Source organism: Amycolatopsis sp. WAC 01376 (assembly GCF_003947415.1).
Lineage (GTDB): Bacteria > Actinomycetota > Actinomycetes > Mycobacteriales > Pseudonocardiaceae > Amycolatopsis.
On sequence record NZ_QHKL01000004.1, the window covers coordinates 597,931 to 619,167 of the forward strand.

Annotated in this window: 11 protein-coding genes; 1 reads left to right on the forward strand and 10 read right to left on the reverse strand. The window is 70.3% G+C overall.

The annotated features are described in order from the left end of the window. Positions 1-3 precede the first annotated feature (3 nt). The 9 genes from DMH03_RS25380 to DMH03_RS25420 all read right to left on the reverse strand — a co-directional run bounded on the left by DMH03_RS25380 (position 4) and on the right by DMH03_RS25420 (position 18,175). Complete coding sequence (locus tag DMH03_RS25380) at positions 4-1,587, reverse strand: acyl-CoA carboxylase subunit beta (RefSeq protein ID WP_125794484.1); 1,584 nt, start codon at positions 1,585-1,587, stop codon at positions 4-6. Beyond that, a complete protein-coding gene (locus DMH03_RS25385) occupies positions 1,584-8,033 on the reverse strand; it encodes a type I polyketide synthase (RefSeq protein WP_125794485.1) in 6,450 nt (2,149 codons plus the stop codon). The genes DMH03_RS25380 and DMH03_RS25385 overlap by 4 nt, the downstream gene beginning before the upstream one ends. Continuing rightward, the gene (locus tag DMH03_RS25390; protein ID WP_125794486.1) at positions 8,030-9,790 is read right to left on the reverse strand and encodes a fatty acyl-AMP ligase; all 1,761 of its coding nucleotides are present in this window, start codon (positions 9,788-9,790) and stop codon (positions 8,030-8,032) included. Before DMH03_RS25390 ends, DMH03_RS25385 begins: the two co-directional genes overlap by 4 nt. A gap of 169 nt (positions 9,791-9,959) precedes the next feature. Beyond that, a complete protein-coding gene (locus tag DMH03_RS25395) occupies positions 9,960-11,366 on the reverse strand; it encodes an MFS transporter (protein WP_125794487.1) in 1,407 nt (468 codons plus the stop codon). Positions 11,367-11,428: 62 nt separating this feature from the next. Then, positions 11,429-12,595, reverse strand: coding sequence for an IS30 family transposase (locus DMH03_RS25400; protein ID WP_370310851.1), 1,167 nt, complete (start codon positions 12,593-12,595; stop codon positions 11,429-11,431). Positions 12,596-13,255: 660 nt separating this feature from the next. Further along, positions 13,256-14,173: a helix-turn-helix transcriptional regulator gene (locus tag DMH03_RS25405; RefSeq protein ID WP_125794488.1), complete on the reverse strand. Its 918-nt coding sequence runs from the start codon at positions 14,171-14,173 to the stop codon at positions 13,256-13,258. Between the two features lie 218 nt (positions 14,174-14,391). Beyond that, a complete protein-coding gene (locus DMH03_RS25410; RefSeq protein WP_125794489.1) occupies positions 14,392-16,161 on the reverse strand; it encodes an alpha/beta hydrolase in 1,770 nt (589 codons plus the stop codon). 239 nt (positions 16,162-16,400) lie between these two features. Next, entirely contained in the window at positions 16,401-17,297 is an 897-nt protein-coding gene (locus DMH03_RS25415; protein WP_125794490.1) for a serine hydrolase, read from the reverse strand. Then, a complete protein-coding gene (locus DMH03_RS25420; protein ID WP_125794491.1) occupies positions 17,294-18,175 on the reverse strand; it encodes a LysR family transcriptional regulator in 882 nt (293 codons plus the stop codon). Before DMH03_RS25420 ends, DMH03_RS25415 begins: the two co-directional genes overlap by 4 nt. Before the next feature lie 101 nt (positions 18,176-18,276). Here DMH03_RS25420 and bla point away from each other — a divergent pair, with 101 nt between their 5' ends. Beyond that, positions 18,277-19,167, forward strand: coding sequence for a class A beta-lactamase (gene bla / locus DMH03_RS25425; protein ID WP_125794492.1), 891 nt, complete (start codon positions 18,277-18,279; stop codon positions 19,165-19,167). Positions 19,168-19,232: 65 nt separating this feature from the next. Here the strand turns inward: bla and DMH03_RS25430 are convergent, their stop codons facing one another. Beyond that, positions 19,233-21,107, reverse strand: coding sequence for a Calx-beta domain-containing protein (locus tag DMH03_RS25430; protein ID WP_125794493.1), 1,875 nt, complete (start codon positions 21,105-21,107; stop codon positions 19,233-19,235). Positions 21,108-21,237 lie beyond the last annotated feature (130 nt).

The following is a 21,237-nucleotide window of genomic DNA, read 5'->3' on the forward strand; positions in this document are numbered from 1 at the left end:
CGCTCACAACGGGATGTTTCCGTGTTTCCTGGCCGGGGTGGTCTGCCGTTTCGTCCGGAGCGTGTGCAGGGCCCGCGCCACTCGCAGCCGGGTCTGCGACGGCGTGATGACCTGGTCGACGTAGCCGCGTTCCGCTGCCAGGTACGGATTCGAATGCCGTTCGCGGTACGCCTCGGTGAGCCGCCTTCGTTCGGCGGAGCGCTGTTCCGGCGGCAGCGCGGCCAGTTCGTGCCGGTGCAGCACCCGCACCGCGCCCTCGGCACCCATCACCGCGATCTCCGCGGTGGGCCAGGCCAGATTGACGTCCGCGCCGAGATGCTTCGACCCCATGACCGCGTAGCCGCCGCCGTAGGCCTTGCGGATCACCACGGTCACCATCGGCACGGTCGCCTCGGCGTAGGCGTAGATCAGTTTGGCGCCGCGGCGGATGATCCCGTTCCGTTCCTGCGCCTCGCCGGGAAGGTATCCGGGGACGTCGGCGAGGGTGAGGATCGGGATGCCGAAGGCGTCGCAGAACCGCACGAACCGCGCGGCCTTCTCCGAGGCGTCGATGTCGATCACGCCGGCCTGATGCCGCGGCTGGTTGGCCACGACACCGACGGTGCGGCCCCGCACCCGGCCGAACGCGCAGATCATGTTCGGCGCGAAACCGCTGTGCACCTCCATGAAGTCGCCGTCGTCGACGAGCCGGACGATCACCTCGGTCATGTCGTAGACCTGGTTGAGCGAATCTGGCACCAGCCGGTCGAGTTCGAGGTCGGTGGCGGTGAGTTCGGGATCGGTTTCGTCGGCGTACTCCGGGACGGCGTCGAGGTTGTTGGACGGCAGGTAGCCGAGCAGCGTCTGCACCCAGTCGATCGCGTCCTGTTCGCCGGCCGCCCGGTGGTGGACGTTCCCGGAGACCTCGCTGTTCACCGCGGCGCCGCCGAGCTGCTGGGCGGTGACCCGTTCGCCGCTGACGGCGTGCACGACATCCGGCCCGGTGACGAACATGTGCGCGGTCTCGTCGACCATCACGGTGAAGTCGGTGATCGCCGGCGAGTAGACCGCCCCGCCGGCGCAGGGCCCCATGATCAGCGAGATCTGCGGGATGACGCCGGAAGCCAGCGCGTTACGCCTGCCGAGCTCGGCGTAATAGGCCAGCGAGACGACGCCTTCCTGGATCCGGGCACCGCCGGAGTCGTTGATCCCGACGACGGGGCAGCCCAGCGTCATCGCCAGATCCATCACCTTGAGGACCTTCTCGCCGAAGACTTCGCCCATGCTGCCGCCGAAGACCGTGAAGTCCTGGGAGAACACACAGATCTGCCTGCCGTCGACGGTGCCGTGCCCGGTCACCACGCCGTCGCCGTACGGCCGGTTGGCGTCCATCCCGAACTCGGTGCACCGGTGCCGGGCGAACTGGTCGAGTTCGACGAAGGAACCCGGGTCCAGCAACAGCTCGACGCGTTCGCGCGCGGTCAGCTTGCCCTTGGCGTGCTGCCGGTCGACCGCCCGCTTCTCGGCGATCCGGACGGCTTCGTCCTGGCGGGCGGCGAGATCGGCGATCCGGAACGCCGTGGTCGGCGCGAACGGGGCATCGGTCATGGTCTCGCCGCCCTCGATGCCCCGAGCCGGGCGGAGAGTTCGGCGGCGACCACTTCGACGTGCGGCGGGTCGATCATCGACAGGTGATCGCCGGGCACCCGCACCACTTCCAGATCCGTGCAGAAGACGTCCCAGCCGAGGGCGTCGTCGGTACGCAGATACCGCGGATCGAGGGTGGTGGTCAGCGGATGCGGCTCCTGCGCACGCACCAGGAGCACCGGCCCCGCATAGGGTTCCGGCTGGTAGCGTTCCGCGACCCGGGCGTCCACATAGGACTCGTACTGATGCCGTAGCACGCCCTGCCCCATCTCCGGGACCTGGGCGGCCAGTCTGCTGATCACCAGCCGGATCTGCTCGTCGTCGCCGAGCTGGACGAGGTCCTCGCGCGGGATGTCCAGCGGGACACCGTAGGTCCGTTCGACGTGCTCGGCGAACCGGTCGAACCGGTCCAGCAGGATCTCGTCCGGCGCCTTCCCCTGCGCGGGCAGAGGCAGAATGCTGTCGATCATGAACACGAGATCGACCCGCTCCCCCGCCGCGGTCAGCCGCCGGGCGGTCTCGTAGGCGAGGCAGCCGCCGAACGACCAGCCGCCCAGCCGATACGGGCCCTGCGGCTGGATCTCCCGGATCAGCTCGAGATAGCACTCGGCCTTGTCCTCGACGGTGTCCTCTTCGTCGATCCGTTCGAGCCCGTAGACGGGCCTGCCCCCCGGCAAGAGGCGGACGAGTCCCTCGTACACGCTCGTCGGGCCACCCGCCGGATGGAACAGGAACACCGGATCCGCGCCGCCTTCGCGCAGCGGCCGGACCGGGCAACCCCCGCGTCCCTCGATCCGGTCACGCAGCAGATCGGCCATCGCGGCGATCGTCGGCGTGGCGAAGAGCAGGTCGACGTCCGGCACCGCGCCGAGCTGCCCGGCGAACACCGCGCGCAGTCGCTTCGCCGCCTCATGGTCGCCTCCCGCGGCGAAGAAGTCGTCGTGGACGCCGGGTTCCGCCCCGTCGAGTTCCGCTTGCCAGTGCCGGGCGATCCAGCGTTCGGCCGGATCACGCGGTCCGACGGTCACGGTCGGCCGGGCGGGCCGCGGGCCTCCCTCGCCGAAGCCTGCCTGTTCGGCGAGGTGATCGGCGAGTTCGCCGAGGCTGGCGCCGCGCAACAGCAACGGAATCGGCAGCGGCAGGCCGAAATCGCGTTCCACCACGCCCTTCGCGCGCATGGCGGTGAGGGAGTCCAGGCCGAGCCTGGTGAGCGAGACGTGCCTGTCGATCTCGTCCGCGGCGAGGCCGAGCATCCCGGCGACGAGACCGGCGAGATAGTCGGCCAGCATCTCGCGGGCCGCTTCCGGCAGGACCGCCCGCAGCGCGTCCAATCCGTCCCATGTGGACGGTACGGTATCCGGTTCTTCCTTCGGTACCAGCATCTCGAAGAACGGCCGTCCGGCCAGACGCGGGAACAGGGCGAGTACCGTCCCGGCGTCGACGCGGGCGATGCCGGTCGATCCGCGATCACGGTTCAGCACGGCGTCCATCGCCGCCAGCGCCTCGTCGGTGCCGAGCGGTTCGAGCACCGGGTTGCGGCTCCCGACGGCCGCTCCCGCCTCGCCCCAGGCTCCCCAGCGGATGGTCGCCGCCGGTAACCCGCCTGCCCGGCGCCACTCGACGAGCGCGTCCACCCAGGCGTTCGCGGTCGCGTAGGCGGCCTGTCCCGGCGATCCGAACAACGCCGCCGCCGACGAGTACGTCAGCCACCAGTCGAGTTCGTGTCCGGCCGTGGCCTCGTGCAATCGCCACGCTCCCAGCGCTTTCGCGCGCCAGACAGCCTCGACGGCATCCTCGTCGACGGCGATGGCGGCACCGTCGGCCAGCACACCGGCCGCGTGCAGCACGCCACGCAACGGCATACCGCCTTCGGTGGCGGCCGCGACCAGCGCTTCGGCCGTTCCCGGCTCGGCGATGTCGCCCGTCACCACGCGGACGTCCGCGTCCAGTGCACGCAGGTCCGCCAAGACGGCGGGGTTCGCGCCGCGACGCCCGGAAAGGATGAGCCTGGTCGCGCCGCGCCCGGCCAGCCAGTCCGCCGCGACCAGTCCGAGGCCGCCGAGACCACCGGTGATCACGTAGGCGCCGTCGCGGACAACGGTTTCGTGACCGGCTTCCCCGAGGTCCGGGCGGGCCAGCAGCCGCGTGTACCGGACGCCCTCACGCCAGGCGATCTCGTCGTCCGGCGCGTCCGCGTGGAGCTCCGCCGCCAGCCTGGCGACCCACAGCTGTGCCGGATCCGGCTCGGCATCGAAGTCGACCTGGCTCGCTCGCAGCTCGGGGTGTTCGAAGGCGAGGACACGAACCAGCCCGCGAAGCCAGGCCTGCCCGGGATCACCGCGTTCGCCGGGCTCGATGGCCGAGGCACCGGCGCTGACCAGCCACAATCGTGGTGCGGACGCCGCTTCGGCCAGCTCGGCGACGACGCCGGAGAGCGTTGCGACACTCCGCGCGGCCCGCATCGGGTCGGGCGCGACCGAAGTGGCCACCCGCGCGAGGACGCCCGTCACTTCGCGGGAACGCAGGATCTCCGCCAGCGCGGTCCGATCCCCGAGCGGAACCGACACCAGTTCGTCCCCGGCGAGTCGTTCACGCAACGCCGTCGGCCACGGCGACCCGTCCTCCAGGACGACCCAGCTGTGCGGACCCGGTTTCGCCGCCGGCGGCTCGGCCTGCCGCCAGACCGTCTCGAACAGCAGATCCGCCATCGGCACCGGCAGTGCCGAACGCTGGAACCGGCGGCAGTAGACGTCGCGGAACTCGACCAGGACGACGTCGTCGGCGTCGACCAGCTGGACGCCGCCGACCAGGCCGTCACCGGCCGGGTCGAGTGAATCGAGTACGGCGTCGACCCGGACACCGCGCCGAGGATCTCCAGCGAGGACGATTTCGCCAAGGGTCAGCGGCAGAAAGACACCGTCGGCCTCACGCAGCGCGTCCCCGGCGGCCGCGGCCAGCGCGTGCAGGCAGGCGTCGGCGATCACCGGATGCAGGACGTACGCGGGATGGCCGGCGGGCAGCGTGATCGACGCCGAGGCCCGGCCGGGCGCCGCCAGAACCTCTCGCAGGCCACGGAAAGCGGGACCGTAGCTCTGCCCGGCCGCGGCCAGCACCTGGTAGAGGTCGACCGGCCGGGCGTCGCCACCGACCGGGCCGAACGGCACGACCGCGGTGTTCCCGTCGCGGACGCGGGCGGTCGCGTGCCGGACCCAGCCGCCGTCCGCGGCCCGCGCGTAGACGTCCACTTCGGACGGTCCGGAACCCGTGCTCAGACTGGTCGTCACCTCGGTGTGCGCGACGAGCGGGAGCACACGGTGCAGTTCGAGACCGCTGATGCGCAGGTGCCCACCCGGCCGCAGGACGGTCTTCACCGCCGCGAGCGCCAGTTCCAGGAAACCGGCGGCGGGGAACAGCGGGACCCCCATCGCCGCGTGGTCGGCCAGCCACGGCTGCACCGCTGTCCCGACGTCCGCGTGCCACAGATGTCCACCGCCGGTCGGCTGTTCGATGTGGACACCCAGCAACGGATGCGCGCCACCGGATCCGGGCCGGGAGGCAGGCCGTCGCGGCCAGAACCGTTCGTGCCGCCAGCGTGGTCCGGGCAGCTCGACCGGAAGCGGACGGGGGCCGCCGCCGTCGAGCACCACCGGCAGTCCGAGGGCGTGGAGCCGGGCGAGCGAGGTCAGGAACGCCGTCCGCTCGTCGATCCGGCGGCTCGCCGACGGCAGCGCGAGCGCGCCGGTGCTCTGCTCGATCGCGGCCAGCGCGACCGGATGCGGCGAGATCTCGACGAACACGCCGTACCCGTCCGCGGTCGCCGCCGCCAGCGCCTGGCTGAACCGCACCGGACGGCGCAGATTCGCCGCCCAGTAGTCGATGTCGAACACCGGTGACCACTGTGGATCGTCGAGAACACTGCTGTAACAGGGGATCTCAGCCGGTCGCGGGGAAAGCCCGTCGAGCTCGGCGCGGAACCGGCCGAGGACGGCGTCGACGGCTTCCGAATGGCCGGCACCTCCGACCGGCAACCGCTTCGCCAGCCTGCCGAGGCCCTCCACATGCGACACCAGGGCCTCGACCTGTTCGGCGCCGCCACTGACGGTGCACTGGACCGGCGAGGCGTAAACCGCGACGGTGATCCCGGGGAACTCCGCTTCCAGCTCGGCGAGCTCGGCCGGGGACAGTTCGACCACCGCCATCGCGCCGTCGCCGGACGCGTCGACCTCGGCGAGCAGCCGGGCGCGCGTGGCCATCACGCGCAGGCCGTCGGTGACGTCCAGCGCTCCCGCGACGACGGCGGCCGCGACCTCGCCCATCGAATGTCCGGCCACCGCGGCCGGGACGACGCCGTGCGCACGCCAGAGCGCGGCGAGGGCGAGGTGCATGCCGAACAACGCGAGCTGGGTCGCGGCAAGGTCCGGCAGGTCGCACTCGCCGGAGAAGACCGCGCGCAAGGAAAACCCCGCTTCGGCCAGGAACACCGGGTCGAGCGCCTCCACCTCGGCACGGAACGCGGGTTCGGAGCGCAGCAGTAGGCAGCCCATGCCGGGCCACTGGGAGCCGTAGCCGGAGAAGACGAACACGACGTCGGGAATGGGACCGGCCTCGCCGGCGACGACGTCCCCGCCGTCGCGTCCGGCGGCCAGTTCCCGCAGCGCGGCGGCGGCCCGGTCGCGTTCCCCGGCCACCACCGCGCCGCGGATCGGCAGATGGTCCCGGCTCCTGGCCAGCGTCGCGGCGACCGCGGCGAGCGATACCGCGTGATGGGCGGGGTCTTCGAGCCAGTCGGCCAGATCGGCGGCACGCGCCCGAAGTACCTCGGGCGATCGGGCCGACAGCGCCAGCACCCGCGGGCCCTCGGCGTCCGTCCCGCGAGCGGGGAACGACGCGGCGGGCCACTCTTCGAGGACGACGTGGGCGTTGGTGCCGCCGAACCCGAACGCCGAGACCCCGGCCCGCACGACGTCGGAGTACCGCGGCCAGTCCGTCCCGGCGCCGACCATCCGGAGGCCGAGACCGGCGAAATCGATATGCGGGCTGGGTGCGCGATGATGCGGGGTCGGCGGCAGCCGTCGGTGGACCATCGCGAGGACCACCTTGATGAGCCCGGCCATCCCCGCCGCGCCTTCGAGATGCCCCAGATTTCCCTTCACCGACCCGATCAGGAGTGGTCGGCCGGATTCGCGCCCTGCTCCGAGCACCTCGCCGAGCGCGACGGCCTCGATCGGATCCCCCACCGCCGTCCCGGTCCCGTGTGCCTCCACGTAGTCCACAGAGGACGGTTCGACCCCCGCCGCCGCGTACGCGTCACGCAGCAGGTCGGCCTGCGCGCCGGGGCTGGGCGCGACGAGTCCGTTCGACCGGCCGTCGGAGTTGACCGCGCTGCCGCGGATCACGGCGAGCACCCGGTCCCCCGCGCGGCGAGCGGCCTTCAGCGGCCTGAGCACGATCACGCCGCAGCCTTCACCGCGGGCGATGCCGTCGGCGTCGGCGTCGAACGGTTTGCAATGCCCGTCCGGGGCCAGCACCCCGGCACGCCGGAAGGACGCGGTGACGGCGGGCGAGAGCAGGAGGTTCACTCCGGCGACGAGCGCCGTCCCGCATTCACCGCGGCGCAGGCTCTGCACCGCCTGATGCACCGCCACCAGCGAAGACGAGCACGCGGTGTCGAGGGTGAGGCTGGGCCCGCGCAGGTCGAACAGGTACGAAAGCCGGTTGGCGGCGATGCTCGTCGCGGCCCCGGTGGCGGACCAGACGTCGACGGTGGCGGGATCGGCCATCGTCAGGTGGCCGTACTCGCCGGCCGAGAGCCCGACGAACACACCGGTCCGGGTTCCGCGCAAGGTGGACGGCGGGATCCCGGCGTGTTCCAGCGCCGCCCAGGCGACTTCGAGCAGCATCCGCTGCTGGGGATCCATCGCTTCGGCCTCGCCCGGGGTGATGTCGAAGAACGCGGCGTCGAAACCGGCGATGTCGCCGAGGAATCCGCCACGGCCGAAGTCCTCCTCGAACGCGTCCCAGCGGCCTTCGGGGACGTCGCGGATGCCGTCACGGCCGTCGTCCAGGAGCCGCCAATACCGCTCCGGCGAGTCCGCGCCGCCCGGCAGACGGCAGCCGACACCGACGATCGCGATCGGCTCTCCCTCGCGGGCTTCACCGCTCACGGTCGCGGAGTCCTCCACTGTGGACAGACGCGCGGCGAGAGCGTCGATCGTCGGGTACTGCCACACCAATGTCGGCGGTAGCGGGCGGCCGAGGTACCGGCCCAGCTCCGCCGCCAGCTCCATCGACTCCCGGGAGGAAAGGCCGCTCTCGTGCAGCGGGCGGTCCGGGTCGACCCGAGCCGCGGGCAGCCCGGTCCGCTCCGCCACCCGCGCGACGAGCCAGGCGCGGATCTCCGCGGTCACCCGAGCCGCCGCGCGGTCAGCGAACCGTCCAGAAAGGACTTCCGGCAGAGGGCGCGGCTGATCTTGCCGCTGGAGGTACGCGGAACCTCGCCGGGGGCGAGGAAGACGACGTCGTGCGGCCGCAGACCGTGCGCGGCCGAGACCGCCCTCCGGATCTCCGCGGTCGCCACGGCGATGTCGACGTCAGTGCCCTTGGCCCGTTCCGCCACCACGACCGCCGCTTCGCCGCCTTCGCGCTCGATCGCGAACGCCGCGGCGGAATGCGGCCGGACCGCGGGATGCGTCTCCACGGTCTGTTCGACGTCCTGCGGATAGTGGTTGCGGCCGTCGACGATGACGAGATCCTTGAGCCTGCCGGTCATGAACAGCTCGCCCTCGTAACGCACGCCGAGGTCCCCGGTCGCGAGCCAGCCCGCACCGGACTCCGGATCGATCGGCGGCAGGCCGAAGACACCGTCGGACGCGGCGGGCCGTCCCCAGTAGCCCACACCGACGTTCGGGCCGTTGACCTGGATCTCCCCCACCCGCCCAGGTTCGACGAGCGCGCCGGCGACCAGGTCGGCGATGCGGACCCGTTGCCCCGCCGGAAATCCGCAGGAGACGAGCGTGGTGGACACCACGCCGGGGAGGGCGGGCGTCGCCAGCCCGGCGGCGAGCCGCTCGCGGTCGAAGGCGACCTGGCGCGGGGCCTTGCCCGCTTCGGTGACGGAGACGAGCACGGTGGCCTCGGCCAGCCCGTAGGAGGAGCGATGCACCTCGGGCCGCAGCCCGCAGTCCTCGAAAGCGCCATGGAACTTCGCGATGGTCGCGGGCAGGACCGGCTCGCTACCGTTGATCAACGAGACGACCCGGCTCAGTTCGAGGTAACTCTTCTCGTCCTCGGTCACCCGGGAAGCGCTGTAGGCGTAGGCGAAATTGGGTGCCGCGCTGATCGCGCCGGGACTGGCGGAGAGGGCGCGCAACCAGCGTGACGGCCGTTCGAGGAACGCGAGCGGATCCATCAGGACCGACGCCGCGCCCGCCGCCATCGGCGCGCCGATCCCGAGGATCAGGCCCATGTCGTGGAACAGCGGAAGCCAGCTGACGGTGGACGTCGTCCCCGTTTCGATCGAGTAGGCGTCGCACGCCTGGCGGGCGTTGGTGAGCACGTTGCGGTGGGTCAGCATCACACCCGCCGGCGTCCGCGTGGAACCGGACGTGTACTGCAGGTACGCCAGTCCGTCTGGTTCCGGTCGCGGCCAGGAGCGATCACCGGCCGCGACCGGAGTCGGGGTGTCGACGGCGAGCACGGCGGGGCGCTCGATATCCGTCGAGGAAAGGAAACCGGCGGCGGTGTCGAGCCCGTCGGCGGTGGTGAGCACGACCCGCGGCGCGCAGTCGGCGGCGACGGCGGCCAGCCTGCCCGCATGCCCCGGGAGGTCCGGGGCGAACAGCGGGACCGCCACCAGCCCGGCGCGGATCGCGCCGAGGAAGGCGACGACGTAGTCGACGGACTGCCGCGCCAGGATCGCCGCCCGGTCCCCCGGGGCGGTGAAAGACGTCAGGCGGGTGGCGAGGACGTCGACCCGGTCGTCGAGTTCGCGCCAGGACACGGTGACCGCCCGGCCGTCCGCTCCGGCGCGATGGTCGAGATAGGTCACGGCGACCTCGTCGCCGAGCCGCCACGCCCAGTACCTCAGCAGTGTCGCGAACGACTCGCCGCCGCGCGCGTCGTCCGGCTCGCAGGCGGCGACGACCGATTCCGAAATGGTTTCCATGGCCCCTCGTTTGACGACGTGAGCAGGAGCGGGTGAATTCGGAACGGCACCGTTGCCGAAAGCGGATTCCATTCCGGAGACCGTTCTTTATCTGCCCGGAACTGTATGGATACCGCGGGAAGAGTGTCAATGAAAGGACGGTGAAACGCCGACGGCGATGCCGACGTGCTCACCGGGAAGTGAGAAAGGGGGCACCCGGCTTGTCACTTCGGGACGAACTTCGGCCCGGCCGGGGGTTCAGCAACCTGAGCGCGAGGAGCGCACCGGCCAGTTCCAGCCCCGCCGCCGCCAGCAGGCCCGCCGTGTAACCACTCGCCAGCGCGGACGCGGCGCCCTCGTCGAGCCGGGCCGTGCGGACCACCGCCAGCACGGCCCCGATCAGCGCGACGCCCAGCGCGCTCGACAGTTCACGCGACGCGGTGAGCAGCCCGGACACGGTGCCCGCGTGCCGCTCCGCCACGATTTCCAGCGCGTACGAGGTCAACGGTGTGGTCAGAGCCGATCCGGCACCGATCAGCACCAACCCGGGGATCCGCGGAAGGATTTCCGGCACGTGGTTGACCGCCGCGATCGCCAGCAGTCCCGCGGCCACCGTCGCCAGCCCAGCCGCGACAGTCCGATGTGGACCGAATCGCGGTACGGCCCAAGGCACCAGCGGCGTCGCGGCGACGACCGCCACCGCCACCACTACCAGCGGCAATCCGGCTTGCAACGGCCCTAGCCCGAGGGATTCCTGGTGCAGCAACGGCGTGAAGAAGAAGACGCCCGAAACGCCCAATCCCCACAGCAACTGCACGGTGAGCGCGCCGGCGAAGACCCGCTGACCGGTCAGCTCCACCGGTACCAGCCGCACGCGCGCGCGTCTTTCCCTGAACACGAACCAGATCGCGAAGCCCGTGCCCGCGACGCCGAACACCGCGGACAGCAGCGCTCCACCCTCGCCCAACTCCACCACGGCGGCGGTGATCAGGACCATCCCCGCGGTCACCACCAGCATGGACAGCACGGCAGGCCGCCCGGCCGCCGGATCGCGATCCGCGAGGGCGACCGTACGCGACAGCAGCAGCATCGCCGCCACGAACGGGAGATTGACGAAGAAGATCCAGCCCCAGCCCCAATATTCGCTCAGCACACCGCCGAGCGTCGGACCGAGCGCGAGCGCGGCAGCGAGGCAGGCGGTCCACACCGTCGCCCCGACCGCTCGCCCTCGCGCGTCGAGATTGGTGCGCAGCAGGCTGAGCAGGGCCGGGACCAGGAACGCCGCGGCGGCGCCCTGCAGTACCCGCGCGGAGATGACGAGCCACGCCGTCGTGGCCAGCCCGCCGGCCGCCGCGCCGACCCCGAACGCGATCAGCCCGGCCCGCAGCGTCGCGGCCTGACCCCAGCGGTCCACCACCGTGCCCGCCACCGGGAGCAGTCCGGCGAAGGGGAGCATGTAGCCGATGCTCACCCATTGCAGCGTGGGCAGCTCGAGGCCGAGGTCCCGGGCGATCGACGGCGCGCCCGCCGCGACGATCGTGTTGTCGAGGGTGGTGACGAACGCCCCTAACGCGATCATGAGGAGCGTCGGGCGCATTTTGCCTCCTCGTGAGCGGTAAGGACGGGGCGGATTCATGCGATCGTCGCAACATGCTCCTGTTAGGACAGTAGCTTGTTGAGTCGTTCGGCTGGGGTGTCCCAGTCGAGGGTTTTGCGGGGGCGGCCGTTGAGTTCGGCGGCCACCCTCGCAAGGTCTTCCCGGCTGTGCGTGGCGAGGTTGGCGCCTTTGGGGAAGTACTGGCGGAGCAGGCCGTTGGTGTTCTCGTTCGAGCCTCGTTGCCAGGGTGAGTGCGGGTCGCAGAAGTAGATGTCGAGGTCGGTGGCCAGGGTGATCTGTGCGTGCCTGGCCATTTCGGTGCCCTGGTCCCAGGCCAGTGACCGGCGCAGCTGTGTGGGCAGGGTCTTGATGGTGGCGATCATCTGGTCGGCGACGGTGGCGGCGTCTTTCCCGCCGGGCAGGTGCAGCAGCAGGCAGAACCGGGTCGTGCGTTCGACCAGGGTCCCGATCGCCGAACGGTTGTCCTTGCCCATGATCAAATCGCCTTCCCAATGTCCCGGGACCGCCCGGTCGGCGGCCTCGGCGGGCCGTTCGGAGATCGGGACCATCCCGGCGATCTTGCCCTGGCGGGCCCGGCGCCCATCGGGCATCCGCTGCGGCCGGCGGATCGCCCGCCCGGTCCGCAAGCACCGCGCCAGCTCACGCCGCAGCGCGCCCCGGCCTTGGACGTAGATGGCCTGGTAGATCGTCTCGTGACTCACGTGCATCCTCGGCTGGTCGGGAAAGTCCCGGACCAGCCTGGCAGCGACCTGCTCCGGCGACCACCACGCCCGCAGATCCGCCTGCACTCTGTCCCGTAACACCAGGTCAACGGCCAGCTTCGCCGGTTTCGGCCGTTTCGCCCGCTCCTCGGCCGCGTGCTGGGCCGAGCTGGCCCGATAGCCCTGCCCGGTGCTGTTGCGGTCCAGTTCCCGCCCGATCGTGGAGCGATCCCGCCCCAACCGGCGCGCGATCTCCGCTTTCGGCACCTGCTGGGCCCACAGGATCATGATCTCCTCCCGCTCGCCCAGCGAGAGATAGCGGCCCGACCCAGACTTCGGCGCATTACTGATCACCCCGCCAGCCTCCTCGAACAACCGTCTCCCACTGGCCCGCGACACGCCCACGGCCACCGCCGCCCGCTCCACCGGCAACCCAGCCCGCACCCGATCCCAGAACGCCACCCGCACATCCCGCGGCAACCAACGACGACGTTTCCCAGCCACCACAACACCTCCACATCAGATGTTGCGACGACCACTAGAACTCAAGCGGCTCTCACGGACGCCTGAGCCTTGTGGTCCCTGAAGGACTCCTTCCCCAAGTACATGAAGGACCCCTTCCTTGCGCCTAGTGTCCTGCACCGGAAGTTCGCGCCGTAAATCCGTATCGATATCCGGCCGTTTCGCGCCTGGCCCTGGGGTCACGAGGTGATAGGCAGGTCGTGAGTGGTAAGTGTCGTTCTAACGACACTTACCACTCACGACCCCCGTGACCGGTCCGGAACCTCGCCATGAAGGCCTCCTGGCTCCCTTGAAGTCAGCGAAATGCTCACGGCCTCAGCCGACAGCATCTTCACCGCACGAAACAAGAAACAAGATCCTTCGGCACCACACCGAATACCACACGAACTTCCGACTCGTGACACTAGGCACAGGAAGGGGTCCTTCATGTACTCCGAAGCGCCCACCCCCAGCCAGGAATCCGTGAGGGCCTCCTTCCCTACCCTCAAGGTAGTGAAGGAGGCCCTCACTACCCGCCGATGTGGTCCGTGACTGCGTGGACGGCGCGGTCGACTTTAAGGACACTTACCACCCGTGAGACGCGACCCCATTCTCACGTGACAATTTCCGCCGTCGACCTTGGTGCCCACGCCACAGAAACGCGATTCAAAGCCAGCCTTGGCGCGAAGCCTGTACTCCCAGCTGGAATCGCGTCTGCGCGCCCAGCAATTGCTGCAGGCGGCTGATCCGCCGGAGCACCGTGCGCTCGCTGATGCCGAGTTCGCGTGCGATCGCCTCGTCCGTCAGGCCTCCGCTCAACAGCGCGAGCAGACGGCGAGTGGCGACTGTCGGTTCCTGGGCGGCTTCGGCGTCGTCCGGACCACCCGCCCGCACCGGCACACCCATCCGCCAGAACGATGCGAACAACTCGATCAGGGCGCTCAGCATCATCGACGGATGGATCAGCAGGGCGAGCACGTCACCGGCGTCGGAGTTCGGGACGGCGATCAGCGCCCGCTTGCTGTCGGCGATCACCAGCTTCAAGGGCAGCCTCGGGAACACCCTGGCCTGCTCCCCCAGTGCGATACTCGACTGCACCTGGGCGAATCCGTCATCATCCTGCAGCACGGACGAGTCGTAAACCACGCGGTACGCGATGCCCCGCGCCATCGAACCCGGCTGCACCGTGCTCACCTCGGCCTTCGGGCTCATGTACGACCCGGGGTCCAGGGCGACGATGTCCACGCTCGCCTGCGTCTGCATGGCCTCGAAGGTGGCGATCACCTCGTCGCGGCTGCGCAGCACCTCGACGAAATCCGCGTCCCGGCCGGTCCGCAGGGAGTAGGCGGCGCCGAGTACCTCGGCCGCTTCCCGTGCGCGGACGGCCGCGGCCTCGTGCTGCGCCGCGAACGCCGACAGTGCCGCCCGCGGCGGGCGCACCTCGACCCCGGAGGCGCCCGCCCGGACCAGACCGAACCGCTCCAGCTCCGCCAGCTCGGCGCCGGGCGTGATCGGGCGCCCGTCCAGCAGGGCCCGGTACAGCTGCTCGGCCTCCATCGACAGGCCCCGCGACTCGGCGAGCATGACGCTTCTCCTCCCCCACCCCAGGATCGACAGGCGTGACATCGATGTCACGCCTCGCGGTATCGCTGCTTCCGTTCACTGCTCTTGAGGGGGTCAGCGCCGGAATCGTGCGGCTGGACCAGTAACGAAAGGATCACGGATCCCGGTGGAGGCACGCCGAAGAGGCTCCCGCGAACCGGATCGGGCTCGCGGGAGCCTCTGTTCAGCGCTTTCGGGGACTAGGCGTTGGCGGGCATCCCCTTCTCGTCGGCCGCCGGGGTCGCGGCGCCTTCGAGCAGCTCACGGACGATCTCGTTCGCCTTGCGGACCTGGGGGGTGATCATCTTGATCTTGATCTTCCCGTCGTGCCCGAGGTGACCGCCGACCTCGGCGGTCTTGTCCTCACCCGGCAGGGGCAGCCCCTGGCAGCCGGTGAACTTCTTCTTCGGCGTGAGACCGGTCTGGAAGTAGGCGACGATCGGGTCGTCGACGCAGTCGGTGTTGTACGGGAAGATCCCGTGGCTGCCTTCGTTGTCGACACTGATCATCTTGGCGCCCGGCAGGGCGTTCGCGGTGGCGAGCGCGCCTTCGTACGGCGTGGCCGCGTCGAGTTCGGTCTGCGCGATCAGCAGCTTCGGGAACGTCTTCTCCTCCGGCGCCGGCTTGGCGTTGGTGGTCGGCCAGAACGCGCACAGCGGCGCACCCGAGAGGGCCATGATCGGCGCGATGAACGGCGCGTTCACGGTCAGGTCGGCCTGCCAGTAGTTCCAGTAATGCAGGTTCTGGTTCCACTGGCCGTCCTGGCACCGGATCGCCTCGAACGCCGCGTCCCAGGTCTCGACCTCGGCACCGCCCTGGTAGGAAGCCTTGCGCTCGACCGAGTCCTTCTTCGCGATGGCCTCCAGGGCGTTGCCCTTCGCCTTGTTCAGGAACGCCTTGTTCGCGTCGGTCAGACCGGGCGTGCTCAGTGCCTTCGCGACGACCTGCCCGAGCTTCTCCGCGTCGGTCCCGGTGGGCGCCGGTCCCTTCGCCAGCGCGGCCACCATCGAGGCCGCGGACGGGTACTGGGAGGTGTCGTACATCGCCGGGATGATGAACCACGCGGCGTAGAGCATGCCCGCGAACTCCCGGGTGCCGCCCGCCTTCTCCCAATTGCGGCGAATCTCGAGCGGGTCGGTGCCCGTCTTGTACTTGGCGTCGTTGCGCGCCATGTAGGGCAGCAGTGCTTCCTGGAACTGGCGGTCACGGCTGCGCGGCTGGAGGTCCCAGGTCTTCTCCAGCGTCGAACGGCTCGCGTCGGTCGAGGAGTCGAGCAGGAACCGGTGCGCCTTGCTCGGGAACGTCGTGGCGTACCAGGTGCCCAGCCACGTGCCGTACGAGTAGCCGATGTAGCTGGTCTTCTTCTCCCCGAGCAGCACCCGGATGAAGTCCATGTCGTACGCGGTCTGCTCGGTGGTGATGAACTTCGTCAGCGGGTTCTTCAGGCAGCCTTCGACCTTCGCCCGGCTGATCACGTTCTGATCCGTGCTGTCCGGGACGGTGTAGCTACAGGTCAGCGGAGTGCTCTGACCGACACCGCGGGGATCGAAACCGACGAAGTCGTACTGCGAGGCCAGCACGGGGCTGCGCATCGCCATCGCGGCGCCCCACGGCAGGCCCTCGCCACCGGGGCCGCCCGGGTTGACCAGCGCGATGCCTTGCCTGCCGGTGCCGGGGTAGGCGGTCGCGGTCTTGGAGACACGGACGCCGATCGTGTTGCCGTCCTGCGGGTTGTGCCAGTCGCGCGGCACCTGGATGGTGGCGCAGGCGAGGCCCTTGACCTTCTTCAGTTCGGCTTCCGTCGCCGGCGCGACGGAGGGGAACGAGCACTCGCCCCAGGCCACGGCCTGTTTGGTCAGCGCGCCGGCGAGCGCCGCGGTGTCCGGGTCGGCCTTGGCCGCGGGAGCCGCACCCGCGGCGGGAGCCAGTACCAGGCCCGAGGCCAGGAACGCACCGGCGACCACGGCCACCGTGCCTCTCCGCGTCTTTCTCGTACTACCGATCACCATGATCCCTTTCGACAAGAGCCCCCGACGTCCGTACGTGAAGTAAAGACGGGTGATCAGGTTTCCCACACGGCCCGGAGCTGGCGGATACCCGACATGGCAGGATCTCGACACCGCGCGGCTCCGGCGTAACGCGCGTGATCGCCCTTCAATCACGTGAGTTACGCCCCTGATCACGCGAGTTACGAGTCTGATCACGCGAGTTACGACTTCCCTTCGCGCAGGTGATCCCGCAACGCCCGCGCCACCCGGGCCATCAGCACTTCGGCCTCCGGCTGGATCGCCGCGGGCACCCGAGATGCGGTCAGCGCGGCGATCGCGTACATCCCGCCGTCGGCGTGTTCGACCACCCCGACCTCGTGCCGCAGGTTCAGGACGGTACCCGTCTTCGACGACCATTTCGTGGCGTCGGAGACGAAATCGGGGCTCAGCCGTTGACGCAGCAGGTTGAGTCCCATGAGCTCGCGCACCCGCGCCGCCACCTCTTCGTCCACTTTGGACGGTTTCCACAGCGCTTCGAGCAGGTTCACGAACGCGCGGGCCGAACCGGAGCTCGCGCGCGTGACGTCGAGCTGCGGAACGGGATGGCCTTGCCCGGCGGTGCCCGCGTTGATCGCGAGCGCGTGCGCGAGGTGGACGTCCGTGGGGGCGAACCGTTCGGCGGGGGTGTCGCTGAGGTCCGCGGCCGGATGCCGCGCGGTGATCCCGGAAACGCCCCATTCGCGCGTCATCCTGGTGACCTCGGCCGGCAGCGTCAGCGCGAAGAGCGCGTCCGCCGCGGTCTCGTCGCTGATGGCCATGCTCAGGTAGAGCAGGTCGTCGATCGCCACCCTGGCCGGATGCCGGAACCGGGTCAGCCCGGTCGGTCCCGGCGCGGTGGCCCGCCCGGGCTGGACGTCGATCGGCGCCGAACCGTCCAGTTCGCCCCGGCGGATCCGCTCCAGGGTCGCCGCGGCGAGGGGAATCTTCACCAGCGACGCGCTCGGGAACTCCAGGTCGGGGTCGATGCCGATCTCGTAGCCGGTCCGCAGATCCCGCACCAGGAACGAACCGCGCAGGCCGCCGTCGTCCAGTTCGGCGCGCAGTGTTCCGGTGTTCATGTCGTCTCCTCCGCGCCGAGACATCGGGCGATGTCCGGCCACAATCGTGCCCGGAGCCGCTGCGCGTCCTCGCCGAGCCCCGCCGTGATCTCGAATCCGCGCGCGAGCCGGAGCTCGCCGAGCGGCCGCCAGGCCAAGCCGAGTTCGGCGGACTGAGCCGGCGAGCACAACAACAGATCGTCCGAACCGAACACGGCCGCCGCGGCCGCGGTGAGCGAATCGGCGACGGGCACCTGCGCGGGCCGCAGCCCCACCGAGTCGCGGATCCGGAACAGGCGGTCGCGGATATGCGGCACGTCGTCCTCCGGCTGGATCCAGACCCGGCGTGGCGTGCGGCCGGACCGGCCGACCCGCAGCGTTTCCAGATGCAGGGCGCCCGCCCGTGGCTTCCCTCTGCTCGCCAGGCCGAGCGGCACCTTCCACCCGCCCTCTTCGGCGGGGACGACCGTGAGCGCCGCGCGGACCTCCTGCGTACGCACGAGTTCCGCCCGTTCCCTCGGCGGGGCCTGCCGGAACTCCAGGAAGACGTCGAGCGCTCGCGCCGCCGCGTCGAGTTCGGCGAGCTCGCGGACGGTGCAGGTTTCCGGCATCGCAAGCCGTAGCGGCCGCAGTTTGGCGCGCTGCGCGTCGTGTTCCATGGCGTCGGCCAGTGCCACCAGCCGTTTCGCCGACGGCAGCATGTCCCGGCCGAACGGGGTGAGCCGGGCGCGCCGGGTGGAGCGGTCGAACAGCCGCTCGCCGAAATGCCGTTCCAGCGCGGCGATCCGGCGGCTCGCCACCGGTTGGGGAATGCGGGCGATCGCGGCTCCCGCGGTGAAGGTCCCGGCTTCACTCACGCTCACGAACGCCCGGCAACTGCCGATCAGGTCCACGACCACATACTATGCGGATTTCGCATGAAAGGGGTCATTAGTGTCTTGGACAGCATGACCGGCGCTGGACAGACTGCGGACATCGAACGATCTTGAAAGGAATCACCGTGTCCGTCACTTCTCGCCGCTGGGCCGCCCTGCTGGCGCTCTCGGTCGTGTCACTCGCCTCGTGCTCCACTCCCGCTCCCGCGCAACCGCCCGCCGCCACTCCGGCCGCTTCGGTAGACCGAGCCGAATTCGAACAGCTCGAACGTGCTTTCGCCGCCCGTCTCGGGGTGTACGCGGTGGACACCGCGAACGGCCGCGAGGTCGCCTTCCGCGCCGACGAACGGTTCGCCTACGCCTCGACGCACAAGGTGTTCAGTGCCGGCGGCGTTCTGCAGCGGACGTCGATCGCCGACCTGGACCGCACGGTGACCTACGGCCAAAAGGACGTGGTCGTCAATTCGCCGGTCACGGAGAAGCACGTCGGGACGGGCTTGCCGCTGCGCGCCGTCATGGACGCGACCCTCCGGTACAGCGACAACACCGGCGGCAACCTGCTCTTCCGCGAACTCGGCGGCCCCGAAGGTCTCAACGCGGTGCTGCGCGGCATCGGCGACACCACGAGCCACGCCGACCGGATCGAACCCGAACTCAACGACACCGCGCCCGGCGACCCGCGGGACACCAGCACGCCCCGCGCTCTCGCCGTGAGCCTGCGCGCGTTCGCCCTCGGCGACGCCCTCCCCGAGGACAAACGCAAGATCCTGGTCGACATGATGCGCGCCAGCACCACCGGCGACCAGAACATCCGGGCCGGCGTCCCCGGCTGGCCGGTCGCAGACAAGACCGGTACCGCGTCTTACGGAACGCGCAACGACATCGGCGTCGTGTGGCCGCCGAACCGGGCTCCGATCGTCATCTCGATCCTGACCGACCGGTCCGCCAAGAACGCCAAGATCGACAACAAGCTCCTCGCGCAAGCCACCGCGGCCGTGGTCAAAGCCCTCCCCTGAGCCACCGGACGGCTTGTCCCGCCGGGGCCGACGAGGATCCGTCCGCCCCGGCGGGACTCACCGGCTCAGCGACGGCAGGGGTTGCCCGCCGGATGCGCCGAGGTTCCGTGCACGTCGGCCTGGGACTCCGCGAGCACGATCTTCGCGAGCACGGTGTCCAGTGCGACGGCCTGCTGCTTCACGACGCCGTTCGCCACGGTCTGGCCGTTGAGCTTCAGCGAGCCGATGACCAGTGGAATGGTCAGCGGCGCCGAGCCCACCGTGATCGACTCGCCGTTGATCTTCAGCGAAGCGACGTTCGAACTGCCCGCCAGGACCGGGGCGAGCCCGCCCGCCGACGGCTGACAGGTCGCCGTGGCCTGCGACTGGATCACGCCGAGTTCGACGGTCAGCCCGAGCGTGCTGATCACCGTCTTGTCGATCTTGGCCGACGCCAGCGCGCGATCGCCCGCGGCCGGAGCCGCCGACTGGTCGTCCGGCGTGAGATCGGTCGACGCGGTCAGCACCTTGGTCTCCACCTTGATCAGGCCGGCGTTGAGCGTCGCGGCGGCGACGGTGCTGCTGTCGTCGGCACAAGGCAGGTTCGCCGGGTTGGCCCGCGCCGCGGTCACGCCGAGGACATTCGCCCCGGTACCCGTGCAGGAAAAGACGCCGTCGCGGTCGTCGTCGACGATCGTGCCGACCCCGGTCGCGTCGACGAGGCCGGCGCCCGACGGGGCCGAGAGGTTCACCGTGAACGTCTCGTTCGGCTCGTCGACGGTGTCCGGGTTGACCAGGACCGTCACCGGTCTGGTCGTCTGTCCCGGTGCGAACGTGACAATCCCATTCGCTGCCGCGTAGTCGGCGGGCGCCGTCGCGGTGCCGTTCGCCGTCGCGTACTGGACCGTCACCGGATTCGGGCTGGGACCGCCGAGCAGCGACACCGTGAACGTCGCCGGTACCTGCGCTCCCCCGGAACCTTCGTTGACCGTCACGTCGTCGATGCTCAACCCGAGCACGCGCACGGTCGTGGTCTCGATGTACCCGCGCGAAACACCGTCGACCTGGTAGTCGACGACGCACTGGTAGGTGCCGGGAGCGGCCCCTGCCGACGCCGTGATCGTCTCGGTGAACGTGGCGACGTCGCCGCTGGCCACCTTGACGCTGCCGGGGTCGTTGGTGACCGTGAGCTGCGGGTCGCAGCTGGTCACCTTCGGGGTCACGGTGACCTCGATGGACTTGATGCCGTCCAGGATGGCCTGGGAGACCTGACCGGCCGGGACGTTGTTCAGCAGTACACCGCCCGTGGCCGAGGTGATGGCGGTGGCCTGTCCGGTGGCATCGAGGTTGCCGACGTTGACGGCGACCACGCGGATCTTCGCCGCCTGCAGCGCCGCGATGGTCTGGGCCAGCGTGTGCCCGCCGCTCGGATCGTGCGAGGGCGCGTCACCGAACCAGGCGATGATGCGGGTGCCGTCCGGCCGGAAGGCGACCGCGCCGGAGGCCAGCTGGTAGAGGGCGTTCAGGTTCGCCTCCGGCGTGTCCCCGCCTCCCGACGCCGTCCACTGGTTGATCCCCGCCTGCACCGCGGTCGTGTCCCCGGTGATGCCCTGGTTGACCTTGAACGGCACGGAATCGGTGAAGTCCTTGTACTCGGCGACGCCGAACTGCGCGGTCGGCTGGGCGGCGAGCACGTCGCCGGTGATGGCGCCGGCGTTCGACCGTACGTTGCCGATCGGCCCGCCCATGCTGCCCGTGGTGTCCGCGAGCAGGACGAGGTCGGGATTCGGCGGCACCGCCGAGGTCGTCACGTTCTTGGTCACGGTCGTGCTCTGCCCCGCGTCGAGCGTGAGATCGACCGTGGCCGGGTCGACTCCCGGCGGGGCCGCGGCGGCGACCGCGGTGGACGCGAGCATCGCCGTGACGGCGGTCAGAACGACGAAAAATGGTCTTCGCGACATGGACTTCCCTTTCGAGACCCGGCGGGAGCCGGAATTCCTGTGGGCCTCCTGGAAAGACGGAAAGATCCGCATTTCGTTAGCGCGCGACCCGAACGCTCCATGTCAAGGCGCTCAACGGGCTGTTACCGCG

Bases quoted from the DNA above. Each gene is read 5' to 3' on its own strand.
- DMH03_RS25415 (WP_125794490.1), bottom strand. From the start codon at position 17,297: ATGAACACCGGAACACTGCGCGCCGAACTGGACGACGGCGGCCTGCGC.
- DMH03_RS25380 (WP_125794484.1), bottom strand. From the start codon at position 1,587: ATGACCGATGCCCCGTTCGCGCCGACCACGGCGTTCCGGATCGCCGAT.
- DMH03_RS25395 (WP_125794487.1), bottom strand. From the start codon at position 11,366: ATGCGCCCGACGCTCCTCATGATCGCGTTAGGGGCGTTCGTCACCACC.
- DMH03_RS25405 (WP_125794488.1), bottom strand. From the start codon at position 14,173: ATGCTCGCCGAGTCGCGGGGCCTGTCGATGGAGGCCGAGCAGCTGTAC.
- DMH03_RS25430 (WP_125794493.1), bottom strand. From the start codon at position 21,107: ATGTCGCGAAGACCATTTTTCGTCGTTCTGACCGCCGTCACGGCGATG.
- DMH03_RS25390 (WP_125794486.1), bottom strand. From the start codon at position 9,790: ATGGAAACCATTTCGGAATCGGTCGTCGCCGCCTGCGAGCCGGACGAC.